The sequence below is a fragment of the Pandoraea sp. XJJ-1 genome (genome assembly GCF_026802345.1).
GTDB classification, from domain to species: Bacteria; Pseudomonadota; Gammaproteobacteria; order Burkholderiales; family Burkholderiaceae; genus Pandoraea; species Pandoraea cepalis.
Genome location: NZ_CP113827.1, coordinates 2,537,141 through 2,563,282 on the forward strand (window position 1 = coordinate 2,537,141; position 26,142 = coordinate 2,563,282).

Sequence of the window (26,142 nt, forward strand, 5' to 3'; positions counted from 1 at the left end):
ACCGGCCGTTGGGCGATCATGGATATCCGATATGGCCACTCTTGAACGCACGGCTTACCCGCGGCTACCCAAAACCCTATCTAACGGGGAATTGAAGGCCTTCTACACGCCGACTGTGGAAGAACTTGAGTGGGTGCGTCGCTCGGGGCGATCTCCAGCCGGGCGGCTGCGACTACTTGTGTTTCTCAAAGTCTTCGGGCAACTCCATTACTTTCCTCCGCCGGAAGCTCTCCCTGAAGAAATTGTCGCGCATGTGCGTTCGGCTGCCGGAATTGAGACAGATGTACTCCTTGAATCGAAAGGTTCGACAACGCTTTATCGGCACTTCGACACCGTTCGAAAATACCTCGGCGTGACGCCGTACTATGGCGCCGAGGCCGAAGAGATTGCCATTCGTGCAGCACACGAAGCCGCGGCAATCATGGATCAGCAAGTCGACATCATCAATGCGACCATCGATGAGTTGATTGCGCGCCACATTGAGCTGCCAGCTTTCTCCACACTCAATAAGATCGCCGAGCAGGTTCACGCCACGACACAGACCACGTTGTTCCGGCGCGTGGCGCGCCGATTGGCGCCGGAGGACAAAACACGCCTAGATCGGCTGTTGTCCCGTGACTTCACTCGTCGCCAGAGCGCCTACCACGGCATCAAGCGCAATGCGCAGCGGCCATCGCGCAAACATCTCGAAATCCTGCTTGATCATCTGAGCTGGTTGGAAGGACTGGGAGACTTCTCGCGCCCCCTATCTGGTATCCCCGCGACCAAATTGCGTTCGCTGGCCAACCAAGCCATGCAGCTCGACGCCGCTAACCTCAAGGAAACGAGACCTGAGAAGCGTTACACGCTGATGCTGGCCTTGATCGATCGCATGCGCGTGCGCACACGTGACGACCTGGCGGAGATGTTCATCCGACGCATAGGCACCATCCACAAGCGTGCGCGTGAAGAACTCGCCGATATTCAGGCTCGACAGCGTGGTCAAATGGAAGCTTTAGTTGGCCTCCTTGACGGCGTAGTCGATATCCTGACAGATGCCCCGAGCGACGTGGAGATCGGACAGCAGATCCGCAGGTTTCTTGCACCCGAGGGAGACCTGGAGCCGCTGCGCGAGAGTTGCGCGGCGGTGCGCGCGTTTAGCGGTGGAAATCACTTACCACTGCTTTGGAAGCACTTCCGTGCCCACAGGTCCATGTTGCTACGCCTTGCGCAGGCACTCGAACTAGATTCGACCACACAGGATCGCTCACTCGTGCGCGCATTGCAGATCATGCTCGAGAACGAGTCGTTGCACCGAGAATGGATCGATGCGGAGGTCGACCTGAGTTTCGCCTCGGAACGCTGGCGAAAATTGGTACGCAGACCGCATCATGAAGGCCCTCCTACAAATCGTCGTTACCTCGAAGTTTGCGTGTTTTCCTATATGGCGAACGAACTGCGCTCGGGCGATTTATGTGTGGTCGGCTCTGAGGGGTTCGCCGATTACCGGACGCACTTGCTGCCCTGGCGGGAGTGCGAACGACGCCTGCCTGACTACTGTGCCAAAGTCGGCATACCCAGCAGCGCCACGGAGTTTGTTGCGCAACTCCGGCAATGGTTATCACAGACGGCACTCACGCTCGACCAGACGTTTCCCCATCAGCGCGAGCATGTGACGATTGGCCAAAGCGGCGAGCCTGTGCTTAAGCGCACCGTGGCACGCGACATTCCTGGGAGCGTCATCACGTTGCAACAGGCGTTGCTCCAACGCATGCCGACTCGGCACATCTTGGACATTCTCACCAATATCGAGCATTGGACGCACTTCACCCGCCACTTCGGTCCGCTCTCCGGCAGCGATCCTAAGCTTAAACGTGCGGCCGAGCGCTATTTGCTGGCCATCTTCGCGATGGGTTGCAACTTGGGCCCGACCCAAGCGGCTCGGCACATCGCTGGGGGAGTCTCTCCGCACATGCTGTCTTTCGTCAATCGCCGCCACATGAGCCTGGAGAAGCTCGAGACGGCGCAGCGCGAGCTGATCGAGCTATATCTTCGACTGGATTTACCCAAACATTGGGGGGACGGAAAAACCGTTGCGGCCGACGGCACGCAATACGATTTTTACGACGATAACCTGCTGGCCGGTTATCACTTCCGATACCGCAAGATGGGCGCAGTCGCGTACCGGCATGTGGCCGACAACTACATCGCGGTCTTTCGCCATTTCATCCCACCTGGCGTGTGGGAGGCCATCTATGTGATCGAAGGCCTACTTAAGGCCGGACTTTCAGTCGAGGCGGATACGGTGCACTCGGACACGCAAGGCCAGTCGGCCGCCGTATTTGCCTTCACGCATTTGCTAGGCATTAAACTGATGCCACGCATTCGAAACTGGCACGATCTCAGCTTTTCCCGACCCGACGCCGACACCACTTACCGCCATATCGACCGCCTATTTGGCGATCCCGTGAACTGGGAGCTGATCGCCTCGCATTGGCAAGACCTGATGCAGGTGGCCCTGTCGATTCAAGCCGGCACCATATCGTCACCGCTGTTACTGCGCAAACTGGGCTCGTACAGTCGCAAGAACCGGCTCTTTCTCGCCGCGCAAGAGCTGGGCAAGGTCGTACGCACTGTCTTCCTGCTTGAATGGATTGGCAGCCGCGAGCTGCGCCAAGAAGTCACCGCTACGACAAACAAGATTGAGTCATACAATGGGTTTGCCAAATGGTTCTCATTTGGCGGTGATGTGATTGCGGAGAACGATCCTGACGAGCAGCAAAAGCGTTTGCGCTACAACGACTTGATTGCATCGTCCGTGATCCTGCAAAACACCGTCGACATGATGCGGGTGCTACGCGAGATGGCCAACGAGGGTACTCGGGTCAATGCTGATGACATAGGCTTCCTGAGTCCCTACCTGACGAGTAACGTCAAGCGCTTTGGCGACTACCAACTGCATTTGAACAAGCCGCCGGAATCATGGATCAGCGACAGTCTATTCGGCGGGAGTGCTCGGTCCTCGGCTCGGCCGTCTCAAACATGAAGGAGCGTCCCATGGTGAAGCAGACGGCGTACGGCGCAGTGGACGCGGTCGCACTACTCGATCTAGCCGAGAACTTCGACACTGGCACCATTTTGCGCGCCGTCGACCAACTCGACGCCCTGCGTGCACGGTTGTGCCCGCCGGAAGGGCTGCGCGACGATCTACTAGACCTTCACGGCATGGCGCACACCGTTTTCAATGGTGCATGTCTGACGGTAGCAACGACCAAAGCAATGCTGGTAGACCAAACCGAGGACATACTTGAGGAACTGGAGGACAACATTAAAGTATTGCGTGCCATCCTTGCGGACCTCCAGCCGTTGGCGGCACTGCGGCCGCCCGGCGGTGGTGGCGACTGAGCTTGCCCGAGTGTGCAAGGACCGAGCTTGTCTAACGCCGACTCGCCAGCTTTTGCCCTCTTGGGTAGTGCGGTCATCGCATGCTCGGCATTATCGTCAGGCGTCAGTGAACATGCCGATGATGAACATCGGGGTAATGAGCGTGCGTATGCGAAATTTGGGCGTGGCGGTGGGAATGCGTATGGGGCGCGCTCCCGTCCCAGTCAAAATCGTGTTCGTGCTGATGGTGTTCGTCGTGAGAGTGACGGTGGGTGTGTTCCATCGGCTCATGCGTATGGGCAGCGGCATTGGAACTGCATGGAGTAGCTTACCGCCTCGATGGATTGCATCGATCATTACGAGGTGCATTCTAGGCTTATTGCACCTCAACCGACGAGCCAGCACCGAAGGACATGCGAGCGGCGGTTAAGCCAAGGTGGGGCTGATTGAACTCTCAGAGCGCCAGACGCTGCCCGCGGCGGCGTAGTATCCCAATTGCGCCCACACCAAACATCGTATCCCTCGCCTGCGCGGAGCGTGGGCATAGGTTGGGCAGGGATCGGAATCACCTAACTTTTCGTCAACATGGACTCTGCTGCGGGGCGGCCAGTGCCGGGATTTCCGAGCGCGGAATATGCGTGGCCGATGCGCTCTGACGAATTGTTGCGCGCTGCCGGATATGACCCGGAAGGTATCCGCTGGCGCATGGCAACAGGTAGCCCGTGGCGCGTCCGTCCGGGACACATGATTGCCGTCCTCTTCGCCGCTGCGATTTGTCCTGCGCTCGTGCTGGTCGCACTCGCTGCGATTGCCCGCGCTGTGATCATGTTCTTATAGCCACGTCACTGTGTGCCAACGGGTGTCTCTAGAATTGCGAGAATGATCAGACACCTCCTCCATGTCCGTTTGCGCAGTGGCTTCCTGAGAAGTCATCAGTCCGCCAGGAGCCTGATCGCACCGAGGGATTCGCCATGCCGAGGGCGTACCAACGCATGCTTCGCGCTAAGGGTCTGCTAAGGCTTCACGCCTACGATGAAATTGAAGGTTCTGCGACGCGCTTGTGATCGCACCTTCATATTGATCGTCAACCTTAGGAGTTCAATCATGAAGCATTCATATGTTGCTGCACTGGTTGCCGTGTTGGGCTTGATCGGCGCCGTGCAAACTAGCGCCCAAGCGGCGACAAGCCATTCTGCCGCACCCAGCATTGCGAGTTCTGACTCGCTCACGCGTGCGCAAGTGTATCGACAACTCGTCAGTGCCGAAAAGCATGGGCTTTTGCAACAAGGCGACACTGTCTATCCCAAGACGGCGATGAGCCATGAGCGGAATATGCACGTCACAAGACGATCCGTTGATCATCGTCTGCTTCAAGCGGAGCGCCACGGCCTGCTCACCCAGCCCGGAAACGCTTATCCGGTAGTCCCTGTCGCGGCTCGCAAGCACGCCGCTTGGACGCCGAAAATGCAGGTGGCGGGCGAGGCGACGATCCAGCGGCTCTATGAAAACCCGTAACCAACATGGTGGCTCAGCCTACCGCGCGCCGAAAACAAGCCCGGTAGCCAAGCAGTCGCTAAGTCTTTGCTAAGTGTCGTGCCTCAGAATTCGCTCATGGGCCACGGCGCTTAGCCGTACCGCCCGCCAGATGATGTTTAATCTGTGTATAAGAGGCTCCCATGAAACAGGTCATTACCCGCTACGACGCTGCGTCCCGCCATATGCACTGGCTCACTGCGGCACTGCTAGGCGCACAATTTGTTGTGGCTTGGGCGATGCCCGATATCACGCGACAAACGCCCGCCATCGGGCTCGTCGCGTGGCATCTCTCGCTTGGCGTGACGATTCTTGGGCTTACGGCCATCCGGTTAGTATGGGCGCGTCGCCGCACCGCGCCTGCAAGAAGTATGAAGTCGATATTTCACACGCTCGCCGCTATTGCGCACAAGGGGCTATATACGCTCTTGGTCCTCGTGCCCATCTTAGGTTGGATAAATGCGTCGGCACGTAGCTTCCCCGTCAAGCTAATGGGTATCGTACCTTTGCCTGCATTGTCCGCACCAGGGTCGTCGTTCGGCCATGCCATGGGCGACGTGCATTCCCTGCTTGCCTACGTGTTGCTCGGCGCCGTGGCGTTGCACGTCTGCGCAGCCCTTTACCATCACTGGGTATTGCGCGACGGCACCTTGCACAAGATGCTCCCCCTACAGAATCAACCCGAACCCGGTACGTTCCGTTAGCCACACTACAGCGGCAGCTCTGCGCCGCTCGTCGACAACACGCTAACTCTGCCTCGCCCCCACATGCCATCACGCATGTGGGGGCGAGATGGCTTTTGCGTTGCCTTCTCACGCCATCGCGCCGAAGACCAAACGAATAAGGGCGAGATTGACCGACTTTTCGATTGCTGATCTGAACCCGCTAATGCCCCGCTAAGTGTCGGCGCATACGCTTGTTCTTGCGCGAAAGGTCGCGCATTTTTTCGGAGAACTCAATCATGTACCGATTTGCCAAACTTTCCCTTGCAGCTGTCACCCTTGCGACACTTGGCACGCTCGCGTATGCCGGCCAGCGCTCAGAGAACGATGCCATGGCGGCCGCCAGCGCCAAGATCTCGCTGACACAAGCCGTGGGCATCGCGGAGAAACACGTCAGCGGTAAGGCCTCACAAGCCGAATTCGATCAGGAAAAGCAGGGCAACCTCTACAAAGTCGAGGTGGTGGGTGGCGGCAAGGTGTTCGACGTGAAGGTGAATGCGGATACTGGGGCGGTCATCTCATCGACGCAGGACAAGGACGATTGAGCTGCCGATGGCGCAGCATAGCGACGTAACGGTAATGCGAGCGAGAACTTCAGACGAGCGATATGGAATCCATTAACACTACGCTATTTTTAATGCTGAACGCGCACGCTTTGCCGTCGTCGCCCGTGCTTGCGATAGCAATATTCTTGGCTCAGTACCTAATACTTGCCGTCCCGATCGCGATGGTAGCGGCGTGGCTGCGCGCCGACGAACCACAACGCCGAGCATTGGTTGGCGCCGCAGTTGCGGGCGTCGTCGGACTGGCGATGAACCAGGCGATAGGCTGGATGTGGCAACACCCGCGACCGTTTGTGATGGGAATTGGGCACACCTATCTGACGCACGCACCCGATAGCTCGTTCCCAAGCGACCACCTCACATTGATCTGGTCGGTTGCCTTCGCGCTCGTCTTGGAGCAGCGTACGCGGGTGGTGGGAGTTAGCGCCGCGCTACTCGGACTGTTAGTCGCGTGGGCGCGCATTTTTCTCGGCGTGCATTTTCCGATGGATATGGTGGGTGCAGCGGTCGTCGCAGCTGTTTCCGCCTGGTTAGTGACGCGGCAAATGCTGTGGCTGGTAGTCCCGGCGTATCGTGTGGCCCTGTGCGTACACCGGAAGTTGTTTGCACGATTGATCGAGCGTGGTTGGGTGAAGCCGTAAGGATACGACGCTGGCATACCTAAGTGTGCCCTAAGCCTGCTGTCGGAAAATTCGCCCGTTATCGAGTGAAATCGGAGGCAATCATGAATCGTGTCAGTCAGGCAAGTCCAGAGTGGTTGAACAAGGTGCCGGAAGTCACCTTGACGTTTTGGCTCATCAAGATGATGTCCACCACCGTCGGCGAGACGGCGGCCGACTTCCTGAACGTCAACCTGGGGTTCGGGCTGACAGGAACGTCTGCCGTGATGGGCGTGCTTCTGGCCGTATTTTTGGGCTTGCAGGTGTCGGCGCGGCGGTACATTCCGTGGCGCTACTGGAGTACCGTCGTCTTCGTGAGTGTTTTCGGAACATTGGTCACCGATAACCTGAGCGACAACCTGGGCGTACCCCTGGCGGCATCCACGCTCGCCTTCTCCGTAGCGTTGCTCCTCACGTTCGGCATCTGGTACGCCAAGGAGCGCACCTTGTCGATTCATTCGATTGACACGATCAAGCGAGAACTCTTCTACTGGACGGCTATTCTGCTGACTTTCGCCTTGGGCACGGCAGCCGGCGATTGGGTGGCCGAGGGCCTGAATCTGGGGTACGCAAACTCCTCCTTGGTGTTCGGTGCTCTGATTGGACTTGCGGCGATTGCGCGTTTTGTGTTCCATCGCAGTGCCGTCACGACGTTCTGGGTCGCCTACGTGCTGACTCGTCCGTTCGGCGCCTCATGCGGCGATCTCCTCTCGCAACCCTCGTCCAATGGGGGCCTTGGGCTTGGTGTGGTCGGCACAAGTGCTGGATTCGTGGTGGCCATCGTAGTGCTGGTGCTCTACCTCTCGATTTCCGAGCGGGCAACCGCACGTCAGCAAACCTAATTTATTGATCGATATTTCTGACCATGACCGAAACCGTACAGAAATCGCTAAGCAAGGTGCCCGAGGTCACGCTGCTGTTTTGGGTGATCAAGATCGCTGCGACGACACTTGGTGAGACGGGGGGCGACGCGGTATCGATGTCGATGAACCTCGGTTACCTTGTCGGCACAGCAATATTTGCGGTGATCTTCGCCATCGCTGTCACGGCACAGATCCGTGCCAAGCAGTTCTCGCCAATGCTGTACTGGGCGACCATTATCGCGACGACAACGGTGGGCACCACGCTCGCAGACTTTGCCGACAGATCGCTGGGTATCGGTTATGCCGGGGGCTCTTCAATTCTGCTCGCCTTGCTGCTCGGCTCGCTCTGGATCTGGTACCGGACGATGGGCTCGGTCTCCGTCCACACCGTCAACTCGCCCAAAGCGGAAGTGTTCTATTGGGTTACGATCATGTTTTCCCAAACGCTTGGCACCGCCCTAGGCGACTGGACCGCAGATACGGCAGGGCTCGGCTATACGGGGGCGGCGGTGGTGTTCGGCGCGCTCCTGCTGATTCTGGTTGCAGCGTATTTGTGGACCCGCACATCGCGCACATTTCTTTTCTGGGCCGCATTTATTTTGACCCGCCCACTGGGTGCCGTCGTGGGAGACTTCCTAGACAAACCCGTGAGTGCCGGCGGTCTTGCGCTGAGTCGATACTCTGCATCGTTCGCGTTGCTGGCATTCATTCTGACCAGCCTGCTGCTCTTCAGGCAGCGCGCTGCGGCGAAAGCGCACTGAACCGTCCCATCAGAGGGCATGACATGCGAATCCTTCTCGTAGAAGACGATCCGATGGTGGGCCGCGTCGTGCGCGACTCACTCAAGGATGCGACATTCGCGGTAGATTGGGTCACTGACGGTCAAGCTGCCTTAGCGGCTTCGGATTGCCAGCACTACGATCTGGTGCTGCTCGATCTGGGGCTGCCTCGCAAAGACGGTCATAGCGTCTTGCAAACCTTGAGAGCAAAAGGGCAACGTGTTCCGATCATCATTGTCACCGCCCGCGATGCGTTGCCGGAACGACTGAAGGGCTTGGACGCCGGTGCGGACGACTACATTCTCAAGCCCTTCGAGATGGCTGAACTGCTGGCGCGCATAAGAGCCGTCATGCGGCGCCAGTCCGGACAGGCGGCACCGGTCATGACGAACGGCATCGTCACGCTCGATCCCGGCACACGCGAAGCTCGGACCTCGGGCGGGTCACCGGTACAGCTATCGAACCGAGAGTTTGCGTTGCTACAAGCGTTGCTGACCCGGCCCGGAGCGATCCTTTCTCGAGGTGACCTGGAGGACCGCATCTACGGTTGGGGTGAGGAAGTCGAGAGCAATGCGATCGAGTTTCTCATTCACTCGCTTCGCAAAAAGCTCGGGGCGAGCACGATCAAGAATGTCAGGGGGGCGGGATGGATGGTCTTAAGAGGCGATTGAGCGACTCCATCCGCCTGCGCTTGAGCCTGTGGCTATCGGCGGCAATCCTCTTTTTCGCCGTGATCGCTGGTGTGATTTCGTTTGGGGCGGCATTCGACGAAGCGCATGAGCTCCAAGACGACGTCTTGCGACAAGTTGCAGCGCTCGTCGACAACAACAATCTTCCGACCAGTGAGTTTCACAACCTTAGAGCCCCTCAAGCGAGTGACGAGGAAGCCCGTGTAATTGTTCAGCGGCTGGGGACTTCAATACCACCAAGCGCGGGAGATGGTGATGACAAGCTGCCACTTCCGCTGCCCGTTACGATGCGTGACGGCCTAACAACACTCACATCAGGCGGCGAGCCCTATCGGGTATTGGTCAAAACATTGCGCTCCGGAACACGTATCGCGGTAGCTCAGGAGACTGATGTCAGAGACGAAATCGCCCGTACCAGCGCAATTCGAACAGTGATGCCACTGGTGGCATTTGTGCCGGTCCTGCTGATTGTGGTCGGGTGGCTCGTTCGAAGGATCTTCCGGCCAGTCGCCAGCCTTTCGAAGGAGATTGATCAGCGGCAATACAGCGAGCTGCATGCCGTACAAGCCGACCACCTGCCCAGCGAGATCCGCCCGTTTATCCGCGCCATTAACAATCTGCTTTCGCGAGTTGCCACGTCCGTTGACGCGCAGCGTCGCTTTGTCGCTGATGCCGCACACGAATTGCGAACCCCTCTTACCGCACTGTCGTTGCAGGCGGAGCGACTGTCCGAGGCGCAAATGTCGGTCACTGCGAAAGAGCGACTCATCGAATTGCGTCACGGCATCGAGCGCGGGCGACACATGCTGGAACATCTGCTCACGTTGTCCAGCGTGCAGGCGATGCCGCGCGACGGCAACGCCAGAACCGAGTCTGTTCTCCAGGTGTATCGTCACATTCTCGAAACGCTTTATCCGCTGGCAGAAGCCAAGGAAATCGACATCGGCATCGAGGCAAAGGGTGACGTGTCGCTGTGCGTCAGTCCGGCCGATTTGAGTGTTTTGATGAAGAACCTCGTGGACAACGCGATTCGCTATACACCCGTCGGCGGCCGGGTAGACCTGATGCTTGAGGCCTCGGAGCGCCACGCAAAACTGCGCGTCCAAGACACGGGACCGGGAATTCCTCCGGAGGAGCGTGCCCGTGTGTTCGACCCGTTTTACCGAGTACTGGGAACAACGCAATCGGGCTCTGGCCTCGGGCTATCAATTGTGAAGGCGATTGCCGACAAAATGGGAGCCAGCCTCTCTCTCGCCTACTCGGACGAAAAAGCTTGCCGTGGCCTGAGCGTCTGCCTGATCGTTCCGCTCGTATTGCCACTGCAACCTAAGGATGGAAAAGCGTGACAGGTCTATCAGGTGCTACGGAAAAGCGGCTTCACTGGGTATTCGAGACAAGCTTGTGGATCAAAGCATTATTTGCGCTTTCCGAGATCCTCGCTGGCGTTGTGGCGTACTTCGTGCCCACACAAGTATTCCTGTCTATCGTGCTGCGCTTCACCGGTAATGAATTGACGGAAGATCCGCACGACGCGGTGGCGACCTTCCTGATGCACGCGGTACAGCATCTCTCGGTTGGCTCGCAGAAATTTGCTGCGATTTACTTGCTGGCACACGGTGTTGTCAAGTTGTGGCTCATCATTGGTCTACTGCGCGAGCGACTCTGGTATTTCCCAGTGTCGATGGTCGCATTCGGAGTGTTTATTGCTTATCAGTTGTATCGCTACACATACACGCATTCGATCTGGTTACTGCTTCTGTCAGTGCTTGATCTCGGCGTCATTGCACTGACGTGGCACGAGTATCGCTTTATCAAACAACGCATGTTGGAGAGGTTGGCATCGCCGGCGGATGGTGCGGCGACAATAGCGCATGAGGATCCATGTAAGTAGTGCATAAGGCATGACGATTACGCTCTGTCCATACCTCCTTCGGAAGATTGTTTCCGGCGCGCCAAAGCGCAAAAATGCGATGACCACTGAGTCCCAGATTTCCCGGAAGGCATCGATACCCCGCACGGTCTGGGTGCTGGGCCTCGTGAGTCTCTTTATGGATTTCTCATCGGAGCTTATCCACTCGCTGCTGCCAATCTATCTTGTCACCACGATGGGCATGAACGTGGCGGCATTTGGCCTGCTTGAAGGCGTAGCAGAAGCGACAGCGATGATTGTGAAAGTGTTCTCAGGAGCAATCAGCGATTGGCTCGGTCGGCGAAAAGGCCTACTGCTCTTAGGATATGGGCTCTCCGCGCTCACGAAACCACTGTTTCCGCTGGCCACATCACCCGCGATCGTTGTGAGTGCACGGCTACTTGACCGCGCAGGCAAGGGAATACGAGGCGCTCCACGTGATGCACTGATCGCAGACGTGGCTCCGGCTGAGATACGCGGTGCGTGCTTTGGGCTGCGACAGTCTATGGACACGATCGGCGCATTCCTTGGTCCATTACTCGCCATTTTGCTGATGTTCAGGTTGTCGGATCAGATCCGGGCGGTGTTGTGGTTTGCGGTGGCGCCCGCGTTCGTCGCAATTGCTTTGATCGTATTCTGCGTTCGCGAGTCGCCCGCAGAAGTGAGGGCGCAAGGGTTCCGGTCGCCGCTGAACTGGCGGTCACTGACCGAGTTCTCAAACCGCTACTGGATGGTCGTGGCCATTGGCGCCACGTTCACACTAGCCCGCTTTAGCGAAGCGTTTCTCGTGTTGCGAGCGCAGCAAAGCGGCCTGAGTATCGCCTGGATACCTAGCGTGATGGTGATAATGAGCCTCACGTACACCGTGTCAGCATGGCCGGTCGGTATGCTCTCGGACAGGATGGATCGGCGCACGCTGCTCGCGTTTGGCATGCTACTGCTGATCTCAGCGGATCTGATACTCGGAGCAAATCGCACGATTTCGTCAATGTTCGTCGGGGTCGCCTTGTGGGGCTTGCATATGGGTTTTACGCAGGGCATTCTCGCAACAATGGTTTCGGAATCCTCACCCGCGGCGTTACGCGGCACCGCGTTCGGCATGTTCAACCTAATCGGTGGCCTCTCCATGCTGCTGGCCAGCGCCATTGCGGGCGCCATGTGGGAATACTTTGGCGCGTCGGTCACGTTCTACGCCGGCGCAGCACTGGTGTTGGTGCCATTAAGCCTGTGCTGGTGTTTGTCACGCGCGACATCGCACGCTTGAGCTTGATTTTCTAATGGTTAGAAGCGACAAAAAGTATCTAGCAACGCCGTGCTGCGCGGCTCTTAGCACCGTTTTGGTATCGATTATCAGGAAGCTGTGAATGCCTCAAGGTGTCCTTTTGCGCAGAGGTCCCCGGAGTCCTTGGAGGACTCGATACTTTATCGACACGGAATTCACAGATTTCAAGGCCGAAGCGTGTCAGCTCATTAGCATCGCGATCGTAAGCGAAGGCGGGGAAGAATTCTATGCAGAGTGCACGGATTTTGATCTGTCGCTCTGCAATAGTTTCGTCCGCGAAACGGTGTTGCCACAACTCGGCCAGATTTCAGGACGCTCCATGCCAACCAGCAACGTGAGGGAGGAGTTGATGGCCTGGCTTTGCTCTGTTCCGCTCAAACCACGCCCCGTTCTCAGCTACGATTCTGACTGCGATTATCAGCTTGTCACCCGTCTCTTGCGAGGGCCGCTGCCTCAGGGATGGAGACATGAGAACGTGTTTCTGAAAATCAATCCCGAGCGATTCATGCAGTACGTGACAGAGAACGGCGGTGAGCATCATGCCCTGTTTGATGCCCGCGCCAACGCATACGCGTTCATATAAATTCAACCTGCCAGAAAAGTTAGCTCAAGGAAATCAAAGGGACGATAATTCCATGAAAGTGCTGATTGTCGAAGACGATCCGGCGATCGCCGCGAACCTGTATGACTATCTGGAGGGAACCGGCTACGAGGTCGATGTTGCGTCCAATGGCAACATGGGCCTACGGATGGCGCTCACCGACTCGTGGGATGCGATCCTCCTCGATCTATCGTTGCCCGGCATGGACGGTCTGTCGCTCTGCCGCAATCTGCGCGGAGAAGCTTGTCGAGACACGCCGGTGCTGATGCTGACCGCTCGAGATGCGCTCGACGACAAACTGCTCGGTTTCGAGCATGGGGCCGATGACTATCTAATCAAGCCGTTCTCACTCAAGGAAGTTGGCGCGCGGCTGAGCGCCATGATCAAGCGCTATCGAGGTCAGGTCGCAGCCGTGGATCTCCGGTTCGCTGATGTGCACCTGGACGTATCGAAGATGACGGTCGATCGTGCCGGCCGCCCAGTCAAGCTCTCGCCCAAATGTCTGCAGTTGCTGCGCATTTTGCTGCAGTCGCCAAACCGCATGTTCACTCGTGCCGAGCTCGAAGCCGAAGTCTGGGGCGAACAGCTTCCCGACAGTGACACGCTGCGCACTCACGTCTACATCTTACGTCGGGCGCTCTCCAAGTCAGGGGAGGCGGACCTTATCGAAACGGTCCACGGCGTTGGCTACCGCCTTCAGGAGAGCGATCGAGATGCGAAATAGCCTGCGCTTCAAGGTCGCACTTTTCTTTTCGGCGCTGACTATCGGCTTGTTGCTTGCCCAGGCGCTAGGCGTGAGAGTGCTGGCCGAAGCCCAGGAGGAGAAGCTGATCGTGGCGTTGATCCACGACGACATGACGAATGTCCTCAAGAACTATCGAGTCGATCCCACGCTCCTGCCTCCATTCGACCAACAGTTGAATGGGTACGTGTCAACATCGGACCATCCGTCGATCGTTCTACCGGCGTCCGTCAGAAACCTTCCTGACGGGACGCATCAAATCATCATCGACGGCCGTGAGATTCACGTCGCGATCACCCCGTTCGGTACCACACGTCTATATCGCATTTACAATTTCAACGCCTACGAACAGCATTTCAAGGAAGTCATCAATGCGGTGATGGCCGGGACGGGTGTTTTCGCGCTGCTCACGATTTGGCTATCCTTCGGTCTGTCGGGCCTGCTGGTGCGGCAGGTGGCCAGTCTCGCCAGTCAGGTGAAGACACTTCGGTTCGGAGAAACGCCGTCGATCCAGCCCGGCAAGTACGATGAAACGGAACTCGCCGGACTGGTCGACGCCTTCAACGATTACCATCGGCGCATGGCCGAGATGATCGAGCGCGAAAAGGAATTCACCAGCAACGTGAGCCACGAACTGCGCACGCCCCTCACTACGATCACGACGAGTTGCGAACTACTCACGCAGGACTCCGCAATCAGTGGAAAATCGCGCAAGCGGCTCCAACAGATCGAGCACGCCGCCGACAATATGCGCGAACTCACTAACGCATTGCTGATGCTCGCCAGAGAAGAGTCGGCACACGATATCGAACCGGTGGCTATGGCAAACCTGGTCGAATCCGCTCTGATGCCCTTTGCCAATCGCCTTGCGGAAAAGAAGCTCGAGACCGTCGTTGACCTGGATCACGCTCATCACGTAATGGCGAACCGCTCGGCGCTCGCCATCGTGCTGTCCAACCTCATCGAGAACGCGGTGCGGCACACCGACCGAGGGCGGGTGCGTATTTCCTATTTGGGCGGGTGGTTGCACATTGAGGACACCGGGCCGGGTATTCCAACGGGCGCGTTGCCCTATGTCTTTGATCGGTATTACCAAGCGGAAGACCCGCAGTCAGGAAAGCGGGGCTTTGGGATCGGCCTATCGATTGTCCGCAAGATATGCGACCGATATGGTTGGTCGATCGAACTGGCCAGCGAGCCCGGCAGCGGCACCCGTGTCTCGCTGCGCCTGCCGTCCGCCAGCTTGGAGCATCTTGGGACCAGCGACGGCCGAACATTTTCTTGACGAAAACTTCACAAGCGGTGGCGTAGCATCCGTGTCGGACGCTGCCCCTGGTGGGCAGCAGAACGACCGATGGATTTCAGAATGCGCCGAGCGATATTGATTGCTTTCGTCGGGCTGGCCGGCTGTACGACCTATCATGCCCAGCCGATCGCCCCAGCTCAGCTTGCCCGACATTTCGAGCAGCGCTCGCTTGCGAGCGAGGCGTTACACTCCTTCGTCGTGCGCGAGGCCGGGCACAATGTCGCACCGTGGCCGCCCGCGCGCTGGAATCGCGAAATGCTCACGCTGGCGGCCTTCTACTACAGCCCCGCCCTCGACGTTGCGCGCGCCCGATGGGGCACTGCCAAGGCCGGCATCGACGTCGCCGACACGACTCCCAACCCGGTCTTGCAGTTACCGTTTCAGTATTCGACACCCAACCCGGGGCCGGGATCCCCGATCACCTTCGGCCCGGCACTCGACATCCCGATCGAGACGGCGCACAAGCGCGGCTATCGCGTCGATCAGGCGACTCACCTGTCGGAAGCCGCGCGGCTGAGCCTCGTCAATGAGGCGTGGAAGGTCCGCAGGCAAGTCCGAGTTGCGATGCTCGCCCTCTATGCTGCCCGCAAGCGCATTGCGTTTCAGTCCACCAGGGCCGAATCCGAGCGGCAGATTGCCGAGATGAGCCGCAAGCGTCTAGCCGCAGGGCAGTTCTCGCGGCCAGACGTCGACTCTGCCATTTTTGCCGACACGCAGGCGCAAAGCGATCTGGCTGCGGCGCGCAGCGCCGATCAGGATGCGCGAGCCCAGCTCGCTGCCGCTATCGGTATACCCGTCGCTGCGCTCGACGGCATCGAAATTGACCTCTCCGCCTTCGGCGCAGTTCCGCCCGCACCGCCGACCGCGGATGCACAGCGCGCGGCGATCTTCCATCGCCCAGATCTGCGCGCCTCGCTTGCCGATTACGCTGCGGCCGAATCGGCTCTTCAGCTCGAAGTCGCGAAGCAGTATCCGAACCTCCACCTCGGACCGGGCTATACGGGGTCTCCTCGTTTTCAGTGCAATAAGTGACGGTACGCAAAGCTAGCACTGGCGCGGGGGTGGTCTGGGTAGACCGTTGATTTCATTGACTTTCCTGTTCGCTTTGTAAACGGGTATGGTGGCCTCCCACTTTTGAGGTTCACGATGCAGGGTTGGCACACAACGTTTTTGGGGATGCGTGGGCTCCCCCGCGATATCAGCGACTTCGAGATGAAGGCATTTTTCACCTTCGATGGTGCCGAGCGCGACGCAATCAATGCACGCCGAGGTGATTCCCACAAGCTTGGTCTGGCGCTCCATATTGGTTTCCTGCGCATGAGTGGGCGTTTGCTCGGTGCCTTTCGGGTAATTCCAGTAGCCTTGTGGCGCCACCTTGGCAACGAGCTTGGCATTGCAGCACCAGAAGTCGCCTCGCTGAGAGCCATGTATGAACGCGGGCGCACGCTATTCGATCACCAACAAGTAGCCTGCACGGTCCTTGGATTCCAGTGGATGAGCGAGCACCAGCGCCGCTCACTGGTACGTGAACTGCGCGACGAAGTGGCGCGCTGCGCCGACCGCGATCAGCTACTCGTGCGGGCGCGTCAATGGCTGTACAAGAACAAGCTGGTGATCGTGCACGAGCGGGCAATTCGGACACTGATTGCGGCGGCACTTGCCCAGCTTGAAGTTGAAACAGGCACCGCCATCGCCGCCAGCGTTGATCCAGCAACACTTGATCGCTGGCGAGCCTCAGTTTCAGAGCTGCGCCCAGATGGACAAACCCAGCAGAGTTGGCTATGGGCTGCACCGGCGAAACACTCAACCCGCCAAATCAGCGAGGTACTGGAGCGCATCGACCTGCTTTACACGCTGGACGTTCATAAGCACCTGGCAGACATCCCCGATCTCATCTTGCGCCGCTACGCGCGCCGACTTGTCTCCAGGCCGCCCTCAGCCGGAGCCAAGATCAAAGAGCCAGCGCGCACCGTGGAGGTCGCATGCTTTCTTCGGTATTGCCTGTTCACCACCACAGACCAGTTGATCCTTATGGTGCAGCGCCGGATCGCCGATCTGTGGCGTCAGGCTGCCGCCGATGTCCCCGCTACCGTCAATTGGGCCGCAATGTACAAAACGCTGCTCGGCGAACTTGTTGCCTTGAGCGCGCAAGGTGCGGTGCCAGATGCTGAGTTGCGTGCCCGTCTTGAAGCCTTGATCACCGAAACCCAGAAACGCAAACCACCGAGCAGGGCCTCCCTGGTCCGCGAGGGATTGATTGATGGAATTCGCCCCGTGCGGTCGTTGCTCGTCGCCATTGCAAAGCTGCCCTGGCAGGCCACCGGCGAGCATCCTGCCATCGAGTACCTTGCCAAGCTGCAAGCTTTATATCTCAAAGGATCCAGAAAGCTGCCAGTTGAAGTGGTGGCACCAAGTCTGGGAATGATCTGGCAGGTTTCGATCTCCAGCCCAGACCGGGAACGGGCGTTTCAGGCGTTGGAGGTGGCCACCCTGTTTGCCCTGCGCCGCGCGGTGCGCAATGGCTCGGTCTGGATTGAGCACAGCCTGAGCTTTCGGGGTCGTGCGCGCTTGTTCTTCACGGACGAGCGTTGGCAGGCAGAGTCCAAGAAACACTATGCCCGTCTATCGTTACCCAGCAAGGCTGCCACTTTCTTGAAGCCTTTGCTGGCCAGAGTAACTGCCGGTGTCGATGCGGTGGCCGCTGCAGCCCGCAGTGGCGTACTGCGCGTGGATGATGAACTCCATTTGTCGCCATTGCCCGCAGAGGACGAAGACCCAGAAGTGACCAAGCTGCGCGCGGCTTTGGATCACCGCATCGGTGAGGTTCAATTGCCGGAAGTGATTCTGGCCGTTGACGCCCAGGTGCGCTTTAGCTGGATCATGCTCGGACGTGAGCCGCGCTCTACCGACGAGCTGCTGATGGTCTATGCCGGCATCATGGCCCACGGCACCAGTCTGACTGCGGTCGAATGCGCGCGCATGATTCCGCAATTGTCTGCCACCAGCATTCGCCAGGCCATGCGCTGGGCGCGGGACGAACGGCGTCTGAGCCAGGCCTGCCAGGCTGTGCTGGAATTCATGCAGCGACACCCGATTGCCGCCACCTGGGGGCGGTCCGATTTGGCATCTTCTGACATGATGAGCATGGAGACCACCAAACGGGTGTGGCAAGCCCGGCTTGATCCTCGGCGCAACACACCTTCCATTGGAATCTACTCCCATGTAAAAGACCGGTGGGGCATCTTCCATGCGCAGCCCTTTGTGCTCAATGAGCGCCAGGCGGGCGTGGCCATTGAAGGTGTCATCCGCCAAGAAAAGCTGGAGACCAGCCAGCTTGCTGTGGATACCCATGGCTACACCGACTTTGCCATGTCACATGCCCGTTTGCTTGGTTTTGATCTTTGCCCGCGGTTGAAGGAACTCAAACAGCGCCACCTCTTTGTGCCACGCGGCACCAAAGTGCCCGCAGAAATCGCTGCGGTGTGCGAAGCCAATGTCGACGTCGCTTTGATCGAAAAGCATTGGGATAGTCTGGTGCACCTGGCAGCCTCGGTCATGAGCGGACATGCCAGTGCGGTGGCAGCTCTTGCGCGGTTCGGTTCTGCCGCCCAGGGCGATCCAATCTATGAGGCTGGCGTGCAATTGGGGCGGTTGCTGCGTACGGCGTTTTTGGCTGACTACTTTGTCAAGGACGCTTTCAGGAACGAGTTGCGCCGGGTGCTCAATCGGGGCGAGGCTGTTAACGCCCTCAAGCGCGCCATTTATACCGGCCGGATCAGCCCGGCGCAGGCCAAACGTGTCGATGAAATGCAGGCTGTGGCCGATGCGTTGAGCCTGATGGCCAACATCGTGATGGCGTGGAATACCTCACAGATGCAGGCGGTCCTGGATCGCTGGTCGAACCGCCGCCAGGTCATTCCACCGGAACTGATCGGGAAGATTGCGCCCACCAGGCTGGAGAGCATCAACTTGCGGGGTGTGTTTCGCTTCCCGGTTGACCGCTATGCTGACCAAATCCTGCCTTCGCGGCCAAATGCATCGATAACTGGCACCAATGGATGAAACCGACCACGGTTTGACGCCACGAATCGCAGATTTGAAAGTGAACAGGAAAGTCAATGAAATCAACGATCTACCAACACCACCTCCGCGCCAGTGCTAGCTTTTCGTACCGTCACTTATTGCACTGAAAACGAGGAGACCCCCATAGGCGTTGTTGGGAGAACACTTCGATGGCACGTTCGCGGGCGGTGAGGCCCTTGAGCAGTCCGGCCCAGCTCAGCGCGCCTTCGACGACAAAGCAGAGTTGACCGATGTGGCTGGCTTCGCCGGCCGAGATGGCCCGCTCGATCGCCTGCAGCGTCTTGCGCGGGAAGGTTTGCCTGACCTTCCAATGGGTCATCAGCAGATGTCGGCCCAAGCGCCGGAAATTTGGCATCACCATCTCCCCGAGGCGCCGCCGCCGAATCCACCGCCGCCCCCACCGAATCCGCCCCGCCCTGACCCGCCGAAGCCGCCCATGCCGCCAATTCCCCAGAACCCGAGATGGGAACCGCCAACCATCGTAAAGAAGAGGGCGATCGCGCCGGCGAGAACCCCGAGGATGAGGGTTCCGGACAGCATCCAGCCGATGACGCCGACAACGCCGCCCGTGGCGACGGCGCCGGGGCCCCGGCCGAGGATCGATCGAAGCACGCCGCCGAGGACGAGCGTCAGCACCAAAAGGACTGGCAGGAAGGGGCGCACTGAGTCGTTTCCCTCACCGCTGATGCGTTTCGGTGGCGGTAACGGCTCGCCGTTGACAACGCGCATGATGCGTTCGACGCCGGCGCTCACGCCGCCATAGAAGTCGGCTTGCTGGAAGCGCGGAACGATGTCGTCGTGGAGGATCTGGTTGCTGATGGCGTCGATGAGCACGCCCTCGAGACCAAAGCCGACCTCGATGCGCACGCGCCGGTCGTCCTTGGCGACAATCAGCAGCACGCCGTCATCCGTGCCCTTGCGCCCGAGCTTCCATTGTTCGACGACTCGAATGGAGTACTGCGCAATGTCTTCGGGTTGCGTGGTCGGTACGATCAGAATCCCGATCTGACTGCCCTTCTCGGCCTCGAAGGCTTGCAGCTTTTGCTCCAGGGCGGCCGTCTGTTCAGGGGGCAATGTGCCGGTCAGGTCGGTGACACGGGCGGTCAATGGGGGAATGGCAACTTCGGCGCTCGCCCCAAGGCACACTCAAAGCAGCAACGCGGTGAATAAGCCTTTGACTGCCTGAAGCCATTTCACGTTGACCTCCCGGGAGGGCTGACGGGATATGCGTTGAACTCGCCCCGCGACGGCTGGGCGATCGCCGACGCCGTTGCCACCGCGACGTCGGGCGGTGCCTGGTATCCGAGACGCATTGCCGTCAAGTCGGAACGCCGTTAGCTGGAACGCCTAGGATCCTGCCTCGGCCACTCGACAAACGCAAGCAGCCAAAGCCCGATCAGATTGAACAAGGGCACGAACGCCAGTATCGCCCAAAAGGGCGACAGGCCGATCCGCATGAGAATTCGACCGATCGGATAAATCAGCGCCAGCGCCATGATGGCGAAGGTCAACCAATGGACCACACCGTATCCCGCCATATCGAACCAATGAACCATCACGATAATCTCCTTGGTGGCTTTGTCGCGGCGTCCCGCCGGGCCGCTGATGTCAGTGAGGACGTGCGCTGGGCGCCGTGTTTCCCCATCGCGGGATGAATCGTGGGGTCCGAAGGCAATAGCTGGCGTATTCCTGGCCAAACTCGGCGGCAGCCTCACGCTCCTCCGCCAACGCGAGATGAACATACATCCAGACCAGCACCGGAAACATGATCAGGGTGAGGAGCGTCGGCCACTGAATCAGAAAACCCAGCATGATCAGGAAGAACGCCGCGTACTGAGGATGGCGCATGCGTGCATAGAGTCCGGTGGTTGCCAGCCGATGCTCCGCCTGGGCAAGATACAGTACCCGCCAGGCAGAGGCGAGCATGACAAATCCGCCAAAAATCAGCCCGTTGCTCACCAGGTGGAACGGCCCAAAGTGTGGATTCGTGCGCCAGCCGAACATCATCTCGAGCAAATGTCCCGCGTCGTGTGAGAGGAAATCAATCCCCGGAAAATGCTTGTTCAACCAGGGCAACATGAGATAGATCGTGAGTGGGAATCCGTACATCTCCGTGAACAGTGCTACGAGAAACGCAGAGAATGCGCCGAAGGAGCGCCAGTCGCGCGAGGTCCGGGGTTTGGTGAAGCTGAAAGCGAAGATGATGAAGATGGCCGAATTGACGAACACCAGCCACCATAGACCATACCCGGGTTGAGTATCGTGCTGCATGTTTACTCCCCTTTTCCGTCCACACGCCGGGACGGTCTTTCTCCCGAATGCCGATGGCCGTGGTGGTGACCGTGATGCATGAAGAGATGCATCAACGGACAGGCGGCGAACAGAAGGAACGGCAGGTACGGAATGACGTGAGCCCGGTGCTCCGTGAACAGGAAATACGCAATGACGATCAGGAAGCCGATCAGAACCCACCTGGACCTGGACAATGTCCTGTGAGCCTCGTGCGACGTTTCCTGCTGAGGCATCTGGTTGTTCATATGCACTCCCGGTCGTCAGGTTATCGACAATAGCGCGCCCCGCCCAGCCGCCCCCGCCTTCCCGGGGAGGATGCCGATGTGCAAGGCCAGCAAGGTTTTGTTGAAAGCATTGCCCGCGACGCCGGCCGCGAGGGTATTTGCGGAATCGACGGAATCAGGTCTTGTGAAAGCCAGTTCATTTGCGCCCTCGTTCTCATGGCTTGTTGCGGGATTTCAATTCCTGGTCCACCGCGGCATGGATATCTAGCTCGGTTCGCCGCGAAATACGCAAGCTCATCCAGATCACCCAGACGGGGCAGGACAGCACCAACAGGGCCACCAGCACCGACATAAGCGAAATTCCGTACGCATAAAGGATGGCGATGGCCAGTAGCGTCGCCAACGTTGCACAGATCCCGACGGCAAACTTCATGTCATCACCTCCTCGTGGCCACTCAGACGTACGCGCTTGAGCATCGCCGAGTTGGCGACCACGCTCAGCGATGACAGCGACATGGCCGCGGCCGCGACGATGGGATTAAGTAGCCCCAACGCCGCGATCGGAATGCCGATCGTGTTGTAGAAGAAGGCCCAGAAGAGGTTTTGCTTGATCTTGCGCATCGTGGCTCGCGACAGCTCGATGGAGGCCGCCACGTCGCGCACGTCGTCACGGATGAGAATGATGCTGCCGGTCTCCTTGGCGACGTCCGAACCCGATCCAATGGCGATGCCGATGTCGGCCGCCGCCAGCGCCGGCGCGTCGTTGACCCCGTCGCCGACCATGGCGACCACCTCCCCTTCCGCCTGCAACCGCTGGATGGTCTTGACCTTGTCGTCCGGCATGACTTCCGCGATCACGCGGTCGATCCCCACCTGCCGCCCGATCGCTTGCGCGGTCCGCGTGTTGTCGCCGCTCAAGAGCACAACCCCGATACCGCGTGCCTTGAGCAGGGCGATGGCTTGCGACGCCTCGGGCTTCACTGTGTCGGCCACGGCGACGATGCCGAGGAGATCCTGCCCGCTGCCCACGAGCATGGCGGTCTTGCCGTCGGCTTCCAGGCCGGCCAGCATCGCTTCGGCCGTCTCGATCGCCCCGCCCTGTAATGCCAGCATGCGCCGGTTCCCCAGCCAGGCCCGCCGTGCGTCGACCTCGCCTTGAATGCCCATTCCCGAGAGCGCCTGAATATGGCTCGCCTTGAGGATCGGTAACCGACGATGCTGCGCGGCGCGGACGATGGCTTGACCGAGCGGATGCTCGGAGCCGGATTCCACGGCAGCGGCCAGCGCAAGCAGGTCAGCCTCCTGGTGACGCCCGAGGGGCACGATGTCGGTCACGGTCGGTTCGCCGCGCGTGATCGTGCCGGTCTTGTCGAAGACGACGGTACTGAGTTTTTCGGCACGTTCCAGAACCTCGCCGCCGCGGATCAGGATGCCCGAATCCGCCCCCTTTCCCACGCCGACCATCAAGGCCGCAGGCGTTGCCACGCCCAGCGCGCACGGACAGGAAATGATCAACACCGCGATGAAGGCAAGCACCCCTTGTGGGAAATGCCCCGCAAGCGTCCAACCGACGATCGCCAGCAGCGCGACGCCCACGACAGCCGGCACAAAGTAGCCCGTCACCCGGTCGGCCAGACGTTGGACCTGTGCCGAGCTCGCCTGCGCATCCTCCACCATCTTGATGATCTGGGCCAGTGCGGTGTCCGCGCCAATCTTGGTCGCCTGGAACGTAAACGCACCCGATCGGTTGAGTGTGCCGCCGATGACTTTGGCACCGAGGGCTTTGTCGACCGGCATCGACTCACCGGTCAGCATCGATTCGTCAACGCTGGATTGCCCCTCGGTGACGGTGCCATCGGTGGGTATCTTCTCGCCCGGGCGCACCACCACCCGTTCCGAGACCATGATGCTTTCTGCGGGAATCTCGACCTCGTGACCCTCGCGAATCACATGGGCCTTGGCCGGCTTCAGGTCAAGCAGGCGACGTACTGCGGCAGAGGATTTTTTCTTGATGATCTCTTCCATGTATCTGCCCAACAGCACAAAGGCAATGATGACCGCAGATACCTCGAAGTAGACATCGCGCTCGGCGACTCTGACAGGCAACCAGGACGGAAAGAACAGGACGACGATGCTGTAGGCATACGCGACCGAAGTGCCCAGCGCGATCAGGAAGTCCATGTTGATGTTGCGCGTGCGGATCGCGTTCCATGCGCCCTTGTAGAAACTCCAGCCGCCGATGAACTGCACGGGCGTCACCAGCAGGAAGAGCCAGATTCCCCATGTGAACCACGGCAGCGCCGGAATCGGCGCCCATGTCAGGAGCGTTGCCCCGGCGGCCAGCGCGAGGAACGCACCGGCGCGCAACACTGCCAGCGCGAGCACGCCGGCCAAGGCGATGGTGACGCGCGTTTTCATCGCCTTCAATTCCGTTTCCGGCGACTCGAACGTTTGCAGGCACCCTTGACTGCAGAAGTAGTACGTGCGCCCGCTTCGCTCCGACGATAAGGCGGTGGCCTTGTCGACCATCATCCCGCAGATCGGATCCTTCGCGAGTCGCATCTCACTTGCGCGAGATGCGTTGCTAGCGTGTTGTCCGGCATGATCGCTGTGCATGGCCATTTCGAATACGCGAATGGTTTGACGTCGCTGGGCCCGGATCTGCCGATACGGCGTGTTCGGCAGACGCATCGACTATCTGCCCATCATCCCGCCCACTCCGCTCCCCATTCCGCGCCCCATGTCACTGCCGGTCCTCTCTCCCATGCTCTGGGAACCCATCATTGATTGCATCATTTCCTGCATGAGGTCCAAGTGCTGAGATGTCATCTCCCGGCATGCCCGCGTTTGAGTGCCTTGTCTGATGGTGGCTGAGCGCATTGCGCCCGGTTCAGGCATTCCTAGGCTTTCGTGCATGGTGTGCATCGCAGCCTGCATCACCACCGCGCGCTCTTCCAGCAGCGCCTGACGCGCTTGCGGGGTCTCGGCGCGCGACAGCCTCATCCTTATCGCACGCAGGTGTGCGATCTGGTCGTCGAGTTCGGCGCTTCTCGGTTGAGGGGGCGCCACACGCTTCGCCGCACCCGCCCTGCCGTGGCTATGGTCGTGGTTTGTACCCGGTGCCGTTGCTGCGGGGAACGCGGACGGCATCGCCACAAGGAGGGAAAATGCGGCGACGAGTGCATTGAATCTCATGTTGGCCATGGTGAAAGCCCCTTAGGACTGTAATGAGACGAGATGGGGACATGCAGATCCAGTATCGCCGCTTCGCATCTTTGCTGATTGACGGCCGTCAAACTCGGGGCACTTGTTAATTGAATGCGCGATTGGTTCATGTCGAACGACCTGAAAAATGGGCCGATGATGTGGCCATTGTGGGCTTGACTTTCGTCAACCGGCACGCCCTAGCTGCTGCCTAGGATGTAATTGACTCCGCGGCGATGGGGCAGTCACGTGCAAACCAGGAGGGTGTGGGCAATGTTGTCATCAATGCTACGGGGCTGGCTGACAGCGGTCGGATCTGCGCTTGCCGCGTCTGGTGCCCTTGCCGAAGCCCCCTTGCACGCGTCAACCGATCACGCGAGCGATCTCACCGACGCGATGCAGCAGTTATTGCTGGCGATTCTGCTAATTCTGCTGGTGTGGAGTGGCGCCTTGCGAGGCAAGGCAGATCGAGGGCCACAGGGCATCGTTGTCGGCGGGATTATCGGGGGTATCGCTTGGTGTGTTTCCGGACTGGTATGGCTTGGTGCCGTCGCGGGCATCATCGGGCTTCTCTTCACACTCGTAGACGAAGCGCCGACCGGATGGCGTAGCGCTGACGGGTTGGGAAGCTTCGATGGCGATTACCGTCGAGACGGGTTCGGTGGAGGTGGGGCAACTGACGCACACGTCACTGCGCATTCGATTGCTTGACGTTGAGCCAATGAGCTACCGTGAACATGCGCAGGCGCAGCGCGCCTGTGGCACGGAGTTAAAACTGACGACTTCATGTCCAGCCAGCAACAGACAATTGGCCGAAGTGTCAACGCCGAGTTGGAACTGGCCCACTGGGGGCGGACCAAATCTTGGACTGGTTTATGCCGCAATTCCGAAACTTTCGCGGCATTCGAGCGGGCTGAGTGAGCCGCGGGAGACCTTGATCCGCTTTGCGTTATACGAGCGGATGTATGGGGCAACGACATCGATGAATCGATCAACTCCGTCTTCAGCGCCTCAAAGAAGCCTTCGTAGGCCGCGTTACCGGGAGAGCATCCTTGGTGGGACATCGAGCGAACCAGCCCAGCATCGCGTACCGGCTCTGGCGTGATCTCGGCTATGCAGTCGGGGCTCTGCTAGTCGGCATCACCGCCGACCTGTTCGGCCTGGCTGCCACCATGGGGCTGGTCGCGGGCCGGGCCTTCGCGTTCGGTGTCATCGCGGCGATGTGGATGAGTGAGCCCCGATTGTTGGGGAGTACCGCGAAATGATAGCCCTGTCGAAAGCGCGCCTTCACGGCGCGCTCGTGAGCAAGGGATCTACACGAAATCGCC

General features: G+C 59.2%; 25 protein-coding genes and 3 pseudogenes. 18 read left to right on the plus strand and 10 right to left on the minus strand.

Annotated features, from left to right (window positions below; genetic code table 11):
- Positions 1 to 31 precede the first annotated feature (31 nt).
- Both OYT13_RS11540 and tnpC read left to right on the plus strand, forming a co-directional pair.
- Complete coding sequence (locus tag OYT13_RS11540) at positions 32 to 3,025, plus strand: Tn3 family transposase (RefSeq protein WP_268567781.1); 2,994 nt, start codon at positions 32 to 34, stop codon at positions 3,023 to 3,025.
- A gap of 11 nt (positions 3,026 to 3,036) precedes the next feature.
- On the plus strand, positions 3,037 to 3,384 hold the full coding sequence (tnpC, locus tag OYT13_RS11545) for a Tn3 family transposase post-transcriptional regulator TnpC (protein WP_268567782.1): 348 nt from the start codon (positions 3,037 to 3,039) through the stop codon (positions 3,382 to 3,384).
- 103 nt (positions 3,385 to 3,487) lie between these two features.
- Here the strand turns inward: tnpC and OYT13_RS11550 are convergent.
- Positions 3,488 to 3,661: pseudogene (locus tag OYT13_RS11550) on the minus strand (EamA family transporter); the annotation flags it as partial.
- An 806-nt stretch (positions 3,662 to 4,467) separates the two neighbouring features.
- On the opposite strand from OYT13_RS11550, the gene OYT13_RS11555 reads away from it, so the two are divergent.
- The 15 genes and pseudogenes from OYT13_RS11555 (at position 4,468) to OYT13_RS11625 (ending at position 19,073) form a co-directional block, all read left to right on the plus strand.
- The gene (locus OYT13_RS11555; protein WP_268567783.1) at positions 4,468 to 4,878 is read left to right on the plus strand and encodes a DUF4148 domain-containing protein; all 411 of its coding nucleotides are present in this window, start codon (positions 4,468 to 4,470) and stop codon (positions 4,876 to 4,878) included.
- Between the two features lie 161 nt (positions 4,879 to 5,039).
- Entirely contained in the window at positions 5,040 to 5,600 is a 561-nt protein-coding gene (locus OYT13_RS11560) for a cytochrome b (protein WP_268567784.1), read from the plus strand.
- 257 nt (positions 5,601 to 5,857) lie between these two features.
- Positions 5,858 to 6,163 (plus strand): PepSY domain-containing protein, encoded by a 306-nt coding sequence (locus OYT13_RS11565; protein ID WP_268567785.1) that lies wholly within the window; start codon positions 5,858 to 5,860, stop codon positions 6,161 to 6,163.
- Between the two features lie 62 nt (positions 6,164 to 6,225).
- On the plus strand, positions 6,226 to 6,822 hold the full coding sequence (locus OYT13_RS11570) for a phosphatase PAP2 family protein (protein ID WP_268567786.1): 597 nt from the start codon (positions 6,226 to 6,228) through the stop codon (positions 6,820 to 6,822).
- 83 nt (positions 6,823 to 6,905) lie between these two features.
- Positions 6,906 to 7,682, plus strand: a complete 777-nt coding sequence (locus OYT13_RS11575; protein ID WP_268567787.1) for a COG4705 family protein — start codon at positions 6,906 to 6,908, stop codon at positions 7,680 to 7,682.
- Between the two features lie 23 nt (positions 7,683 to 7,705).
- Positions 7,706 to 8,464, plus strand: a complete 759-nt coding sequence (locus OYT13_RS11580; protein ID WP_268567788.1) for a COG4705 family protein — start codon at positions 7,706 to 7,708, stop codon at positions 8,462 to 8,464.
- Positions 8,465 to 8,487: 23 nt separating this feature from the next.
- Positions 8,488 to 9,153, plus strand: coding sequence for a response regulator transcription factor (locus tag OYT13_RS11585; RefSeq protein ID WP_268567789.1), 666 nt, complete (start codon positions 8,488 to 8,490; stop codon positions 9,151 to 9,153).
- Complete coding sequence (locus OYT13_RS11590; RefSeq protein ID WP_442796475.1) at positions 9,129 to 10,517, plus strand: ATP-binding protein; 1,389 nt, start codon at positions 9,129 to 9,131, stop codon at positions 10,515 to 10,517. Before OYT13_RS11585 ends, OYT13_RS11590 begins: the two co-directional genes overlap by 25 nt.
- Positions 10,518 to 10,570: 53 nt before the next feature.
- A complete protein-coding gene (locus OYT13_RS11595; protein ID WP_268567791.1) occupies positions 10,571 to 11,062 on the plus strand; it encodes a DUF2127 domain-containing protein in 492 nt (163 codons plus the stop codon).
- Between the two features lie 79 nt (positions 11,063 to 11,141).
- Complete coding sequence (locus tag OYT13_RS11600; RefSeq protein WP_268567875.1) at positions 11,142 to 12,344, plus strand: MFS transporter; 1,203 nt, start codon at positions 11,142 to 11,144, stop codon at positions 12,342 to 12,344.
- Between the two features lie 100 nt (positions 12,345 to 12,444).
- On the plus strand, positions 12,445 to 12,945 hold the full coding sequence (locus tag OYT13_RS11605) for a 3'-5' exoribonuclease (RefSeq protein ID WP_268567792.1): 501 nt from the start codon (positions 12,445 to 12,447) through the stop codon (positions 12,943 to 12,945).
- 52 nt (positions 12,946 to 12,997) lie between these two features.
- Positions 12,998 to 13,687, plus strand: coding sequence for a response regulator transcription factor (locus tag OYT13_RS11610; RefSeq protein ID WP_268567793.1), 690 nt, complete (start codon positions 12,998 to 13,000; stop codon positions 13,685 to 13,687).
- On the plus strand, positions 13,677 to 14,990 hold the full coding sequence (locus tag OYT13_RS11615; RefSeq protein WP_268567794.1) for a sensor histidine kinase: 1,314 nt from the start codon (positions 13,677 to 13,679) through the stop codon (positions 14,988 to 14,990). The genes OYT13_RS11610 and OYT13_RS11615 overlap by 11 nt, the downstream gene beginning before the upstream one ends.
- Positions 14,991 to 15,071: 81 nt before the next feature.
- Positions 15,072 to 16,013, plus strand: a pseudogene (locus tag OYT13_RS11620) (TolC family protein); the annotation flags it as partial.
- Positions 16,014 to 16,157: 144 nt separating this feature from the next.
- Positions 16,158 to 19,073: a Tn3-like element IS1071 family transposase gene (locus OYT13_RS11625; protein WP_003049965.1), complete on the plus strand. Its 2,916-nt coding sequence runs from the start codon at positions 16,158 to 16,160 to the stop codon at positions 19,071 to 19,073.
- Positions 19,074 to 19,185: 112 nt separating this feature from the next.
- On the opposite strand, the gene OYT13_RS11630 is transcribed toward OYT13_RS11625, so the two are convergent.
- The 9 genes and pseudogenes from OYT13_RS11630 to OYT13_RS11670 form a co-directional block, all read right to left on the minus strand.
- Positions 19,186 to 19,413, minus strand: coding sequence for a hypothetical protein (locus tag OYT13_RS11630; RefSeq protein WP_268567795.1), 228 nt, complete (start codon positions 19,411 to 19,413; stop codon positions 19,186 to 19,188).
- 35 nt (positions 19,414 to 19,448) lie between these two features.
- Positions 19,449 to 20,240, minus strand: coding sequence for a TPM domain-containing protein (locus tag OYT13_RS11635; protein ID WP_268567796.1), 792 nt, complete (start codon positions 20,238 to 20,240; stop codon positions 19,449 to 19,451).
- A gap of 188 nt (positions 20,241 to 20,428) precedes the next feature.
- Positions 20,429 to 20,650, minus strand: coding sequence for a hypothetical protein (locus OYT13_RS11640; RefSeq protein WP_017234529.1), 222 nt, complete (start codon positions 20,648 to 20,650; stop codon positions 20,429 to 20,431).
- A gap of 52 nt (positions 20,651 to 20,702) precedes the next feature.
- Positions 20,703 to 21,365 carry a methyltransferase family protein gene (locus tag OYT13_RS11645; protein WP_017234528.1) on the minus strand — a complete coding sequence of 221 codons (663 nt, stop codon included), beginning with the start codon at positions 21,363 to 21,365 and terminating at the stop codon, positions 20,703 to 20,705.
- Between the two features lie 2 nt (positions 21,366 to 21,367).
- Entirely contained in the window at positions 21,368 to 21,631 is a 264-nt protein-coding gene (locus OYT13_RS11650) for a DUF2933 domain-containing protein (protein ID WP_017234527.1), read from the minus strand.
- A gap of 193 nt (positions 21,632 to 21,824) precedes the next feature.
- On the minus strand, positions 21,825 to 22,043 hold the full coding sequence (locus OYT13_RS11655) for a hypothetical protein (protein WP_017234526.1): 219 nt from the start codon (positions 22,041 to 22,043) through the stop codon (positions 21,825 to 21,827).
- Positions 22,040 to 24,172: a heavy metal translocating P-type ATPase gene (locus OYT13_RS11660; protein ID WP_232424655.1), complete on the minus strand. Its 2,133-nt coding sequence runs from the start codon at positions 24,170 to 24,172 to the stop codon at positions 22,040 to 22,042. Before OYT13_RS11660 ends, OYT13_RS11655 begins: the two co-directional genes overlap by 4 nt.
- A gap of 132 nt (positions 24,173 to 24,304) precedes the next feature.
- Complete coding sequence (locus tag OYT13_RS11665; protein WP_017234524.1) at positions 24,305 to 24,814, minus strand: hypothetical protein; 510 nt, start codon at positions 24,812 to 24,814, stop codon at positions 24,305 to 24,307.
- 873 nt (positions 24,815 to 25,687) lie between these two features.
- Positions 25,688 to 25,905, minus strand: a pseudogene (locus tag OYT13_RS11670) (IS3 family transposase); the annotation flags it as partial.
- Between OYT13_RS11670 and OYT13_RS11675 the strand changes: the two are divergent.
- Positions 25,867 to 26,079, plus strand: a complete 213-nt coding sequence (locus OYT13_RS11675; RefSeq protein ID WP_017234522.1) for a hypothetical protein — start codon at positions 25,867 to 25,869, stop codon at positions 26,077 to 26,079. The pseudogene OYT13_RS11670 and the gene OYT13_RS11675 overlap by 39 nt on opposite strands.
- Positions 26,080 to 26,142 lie beyond the last annotated feature (63 nt).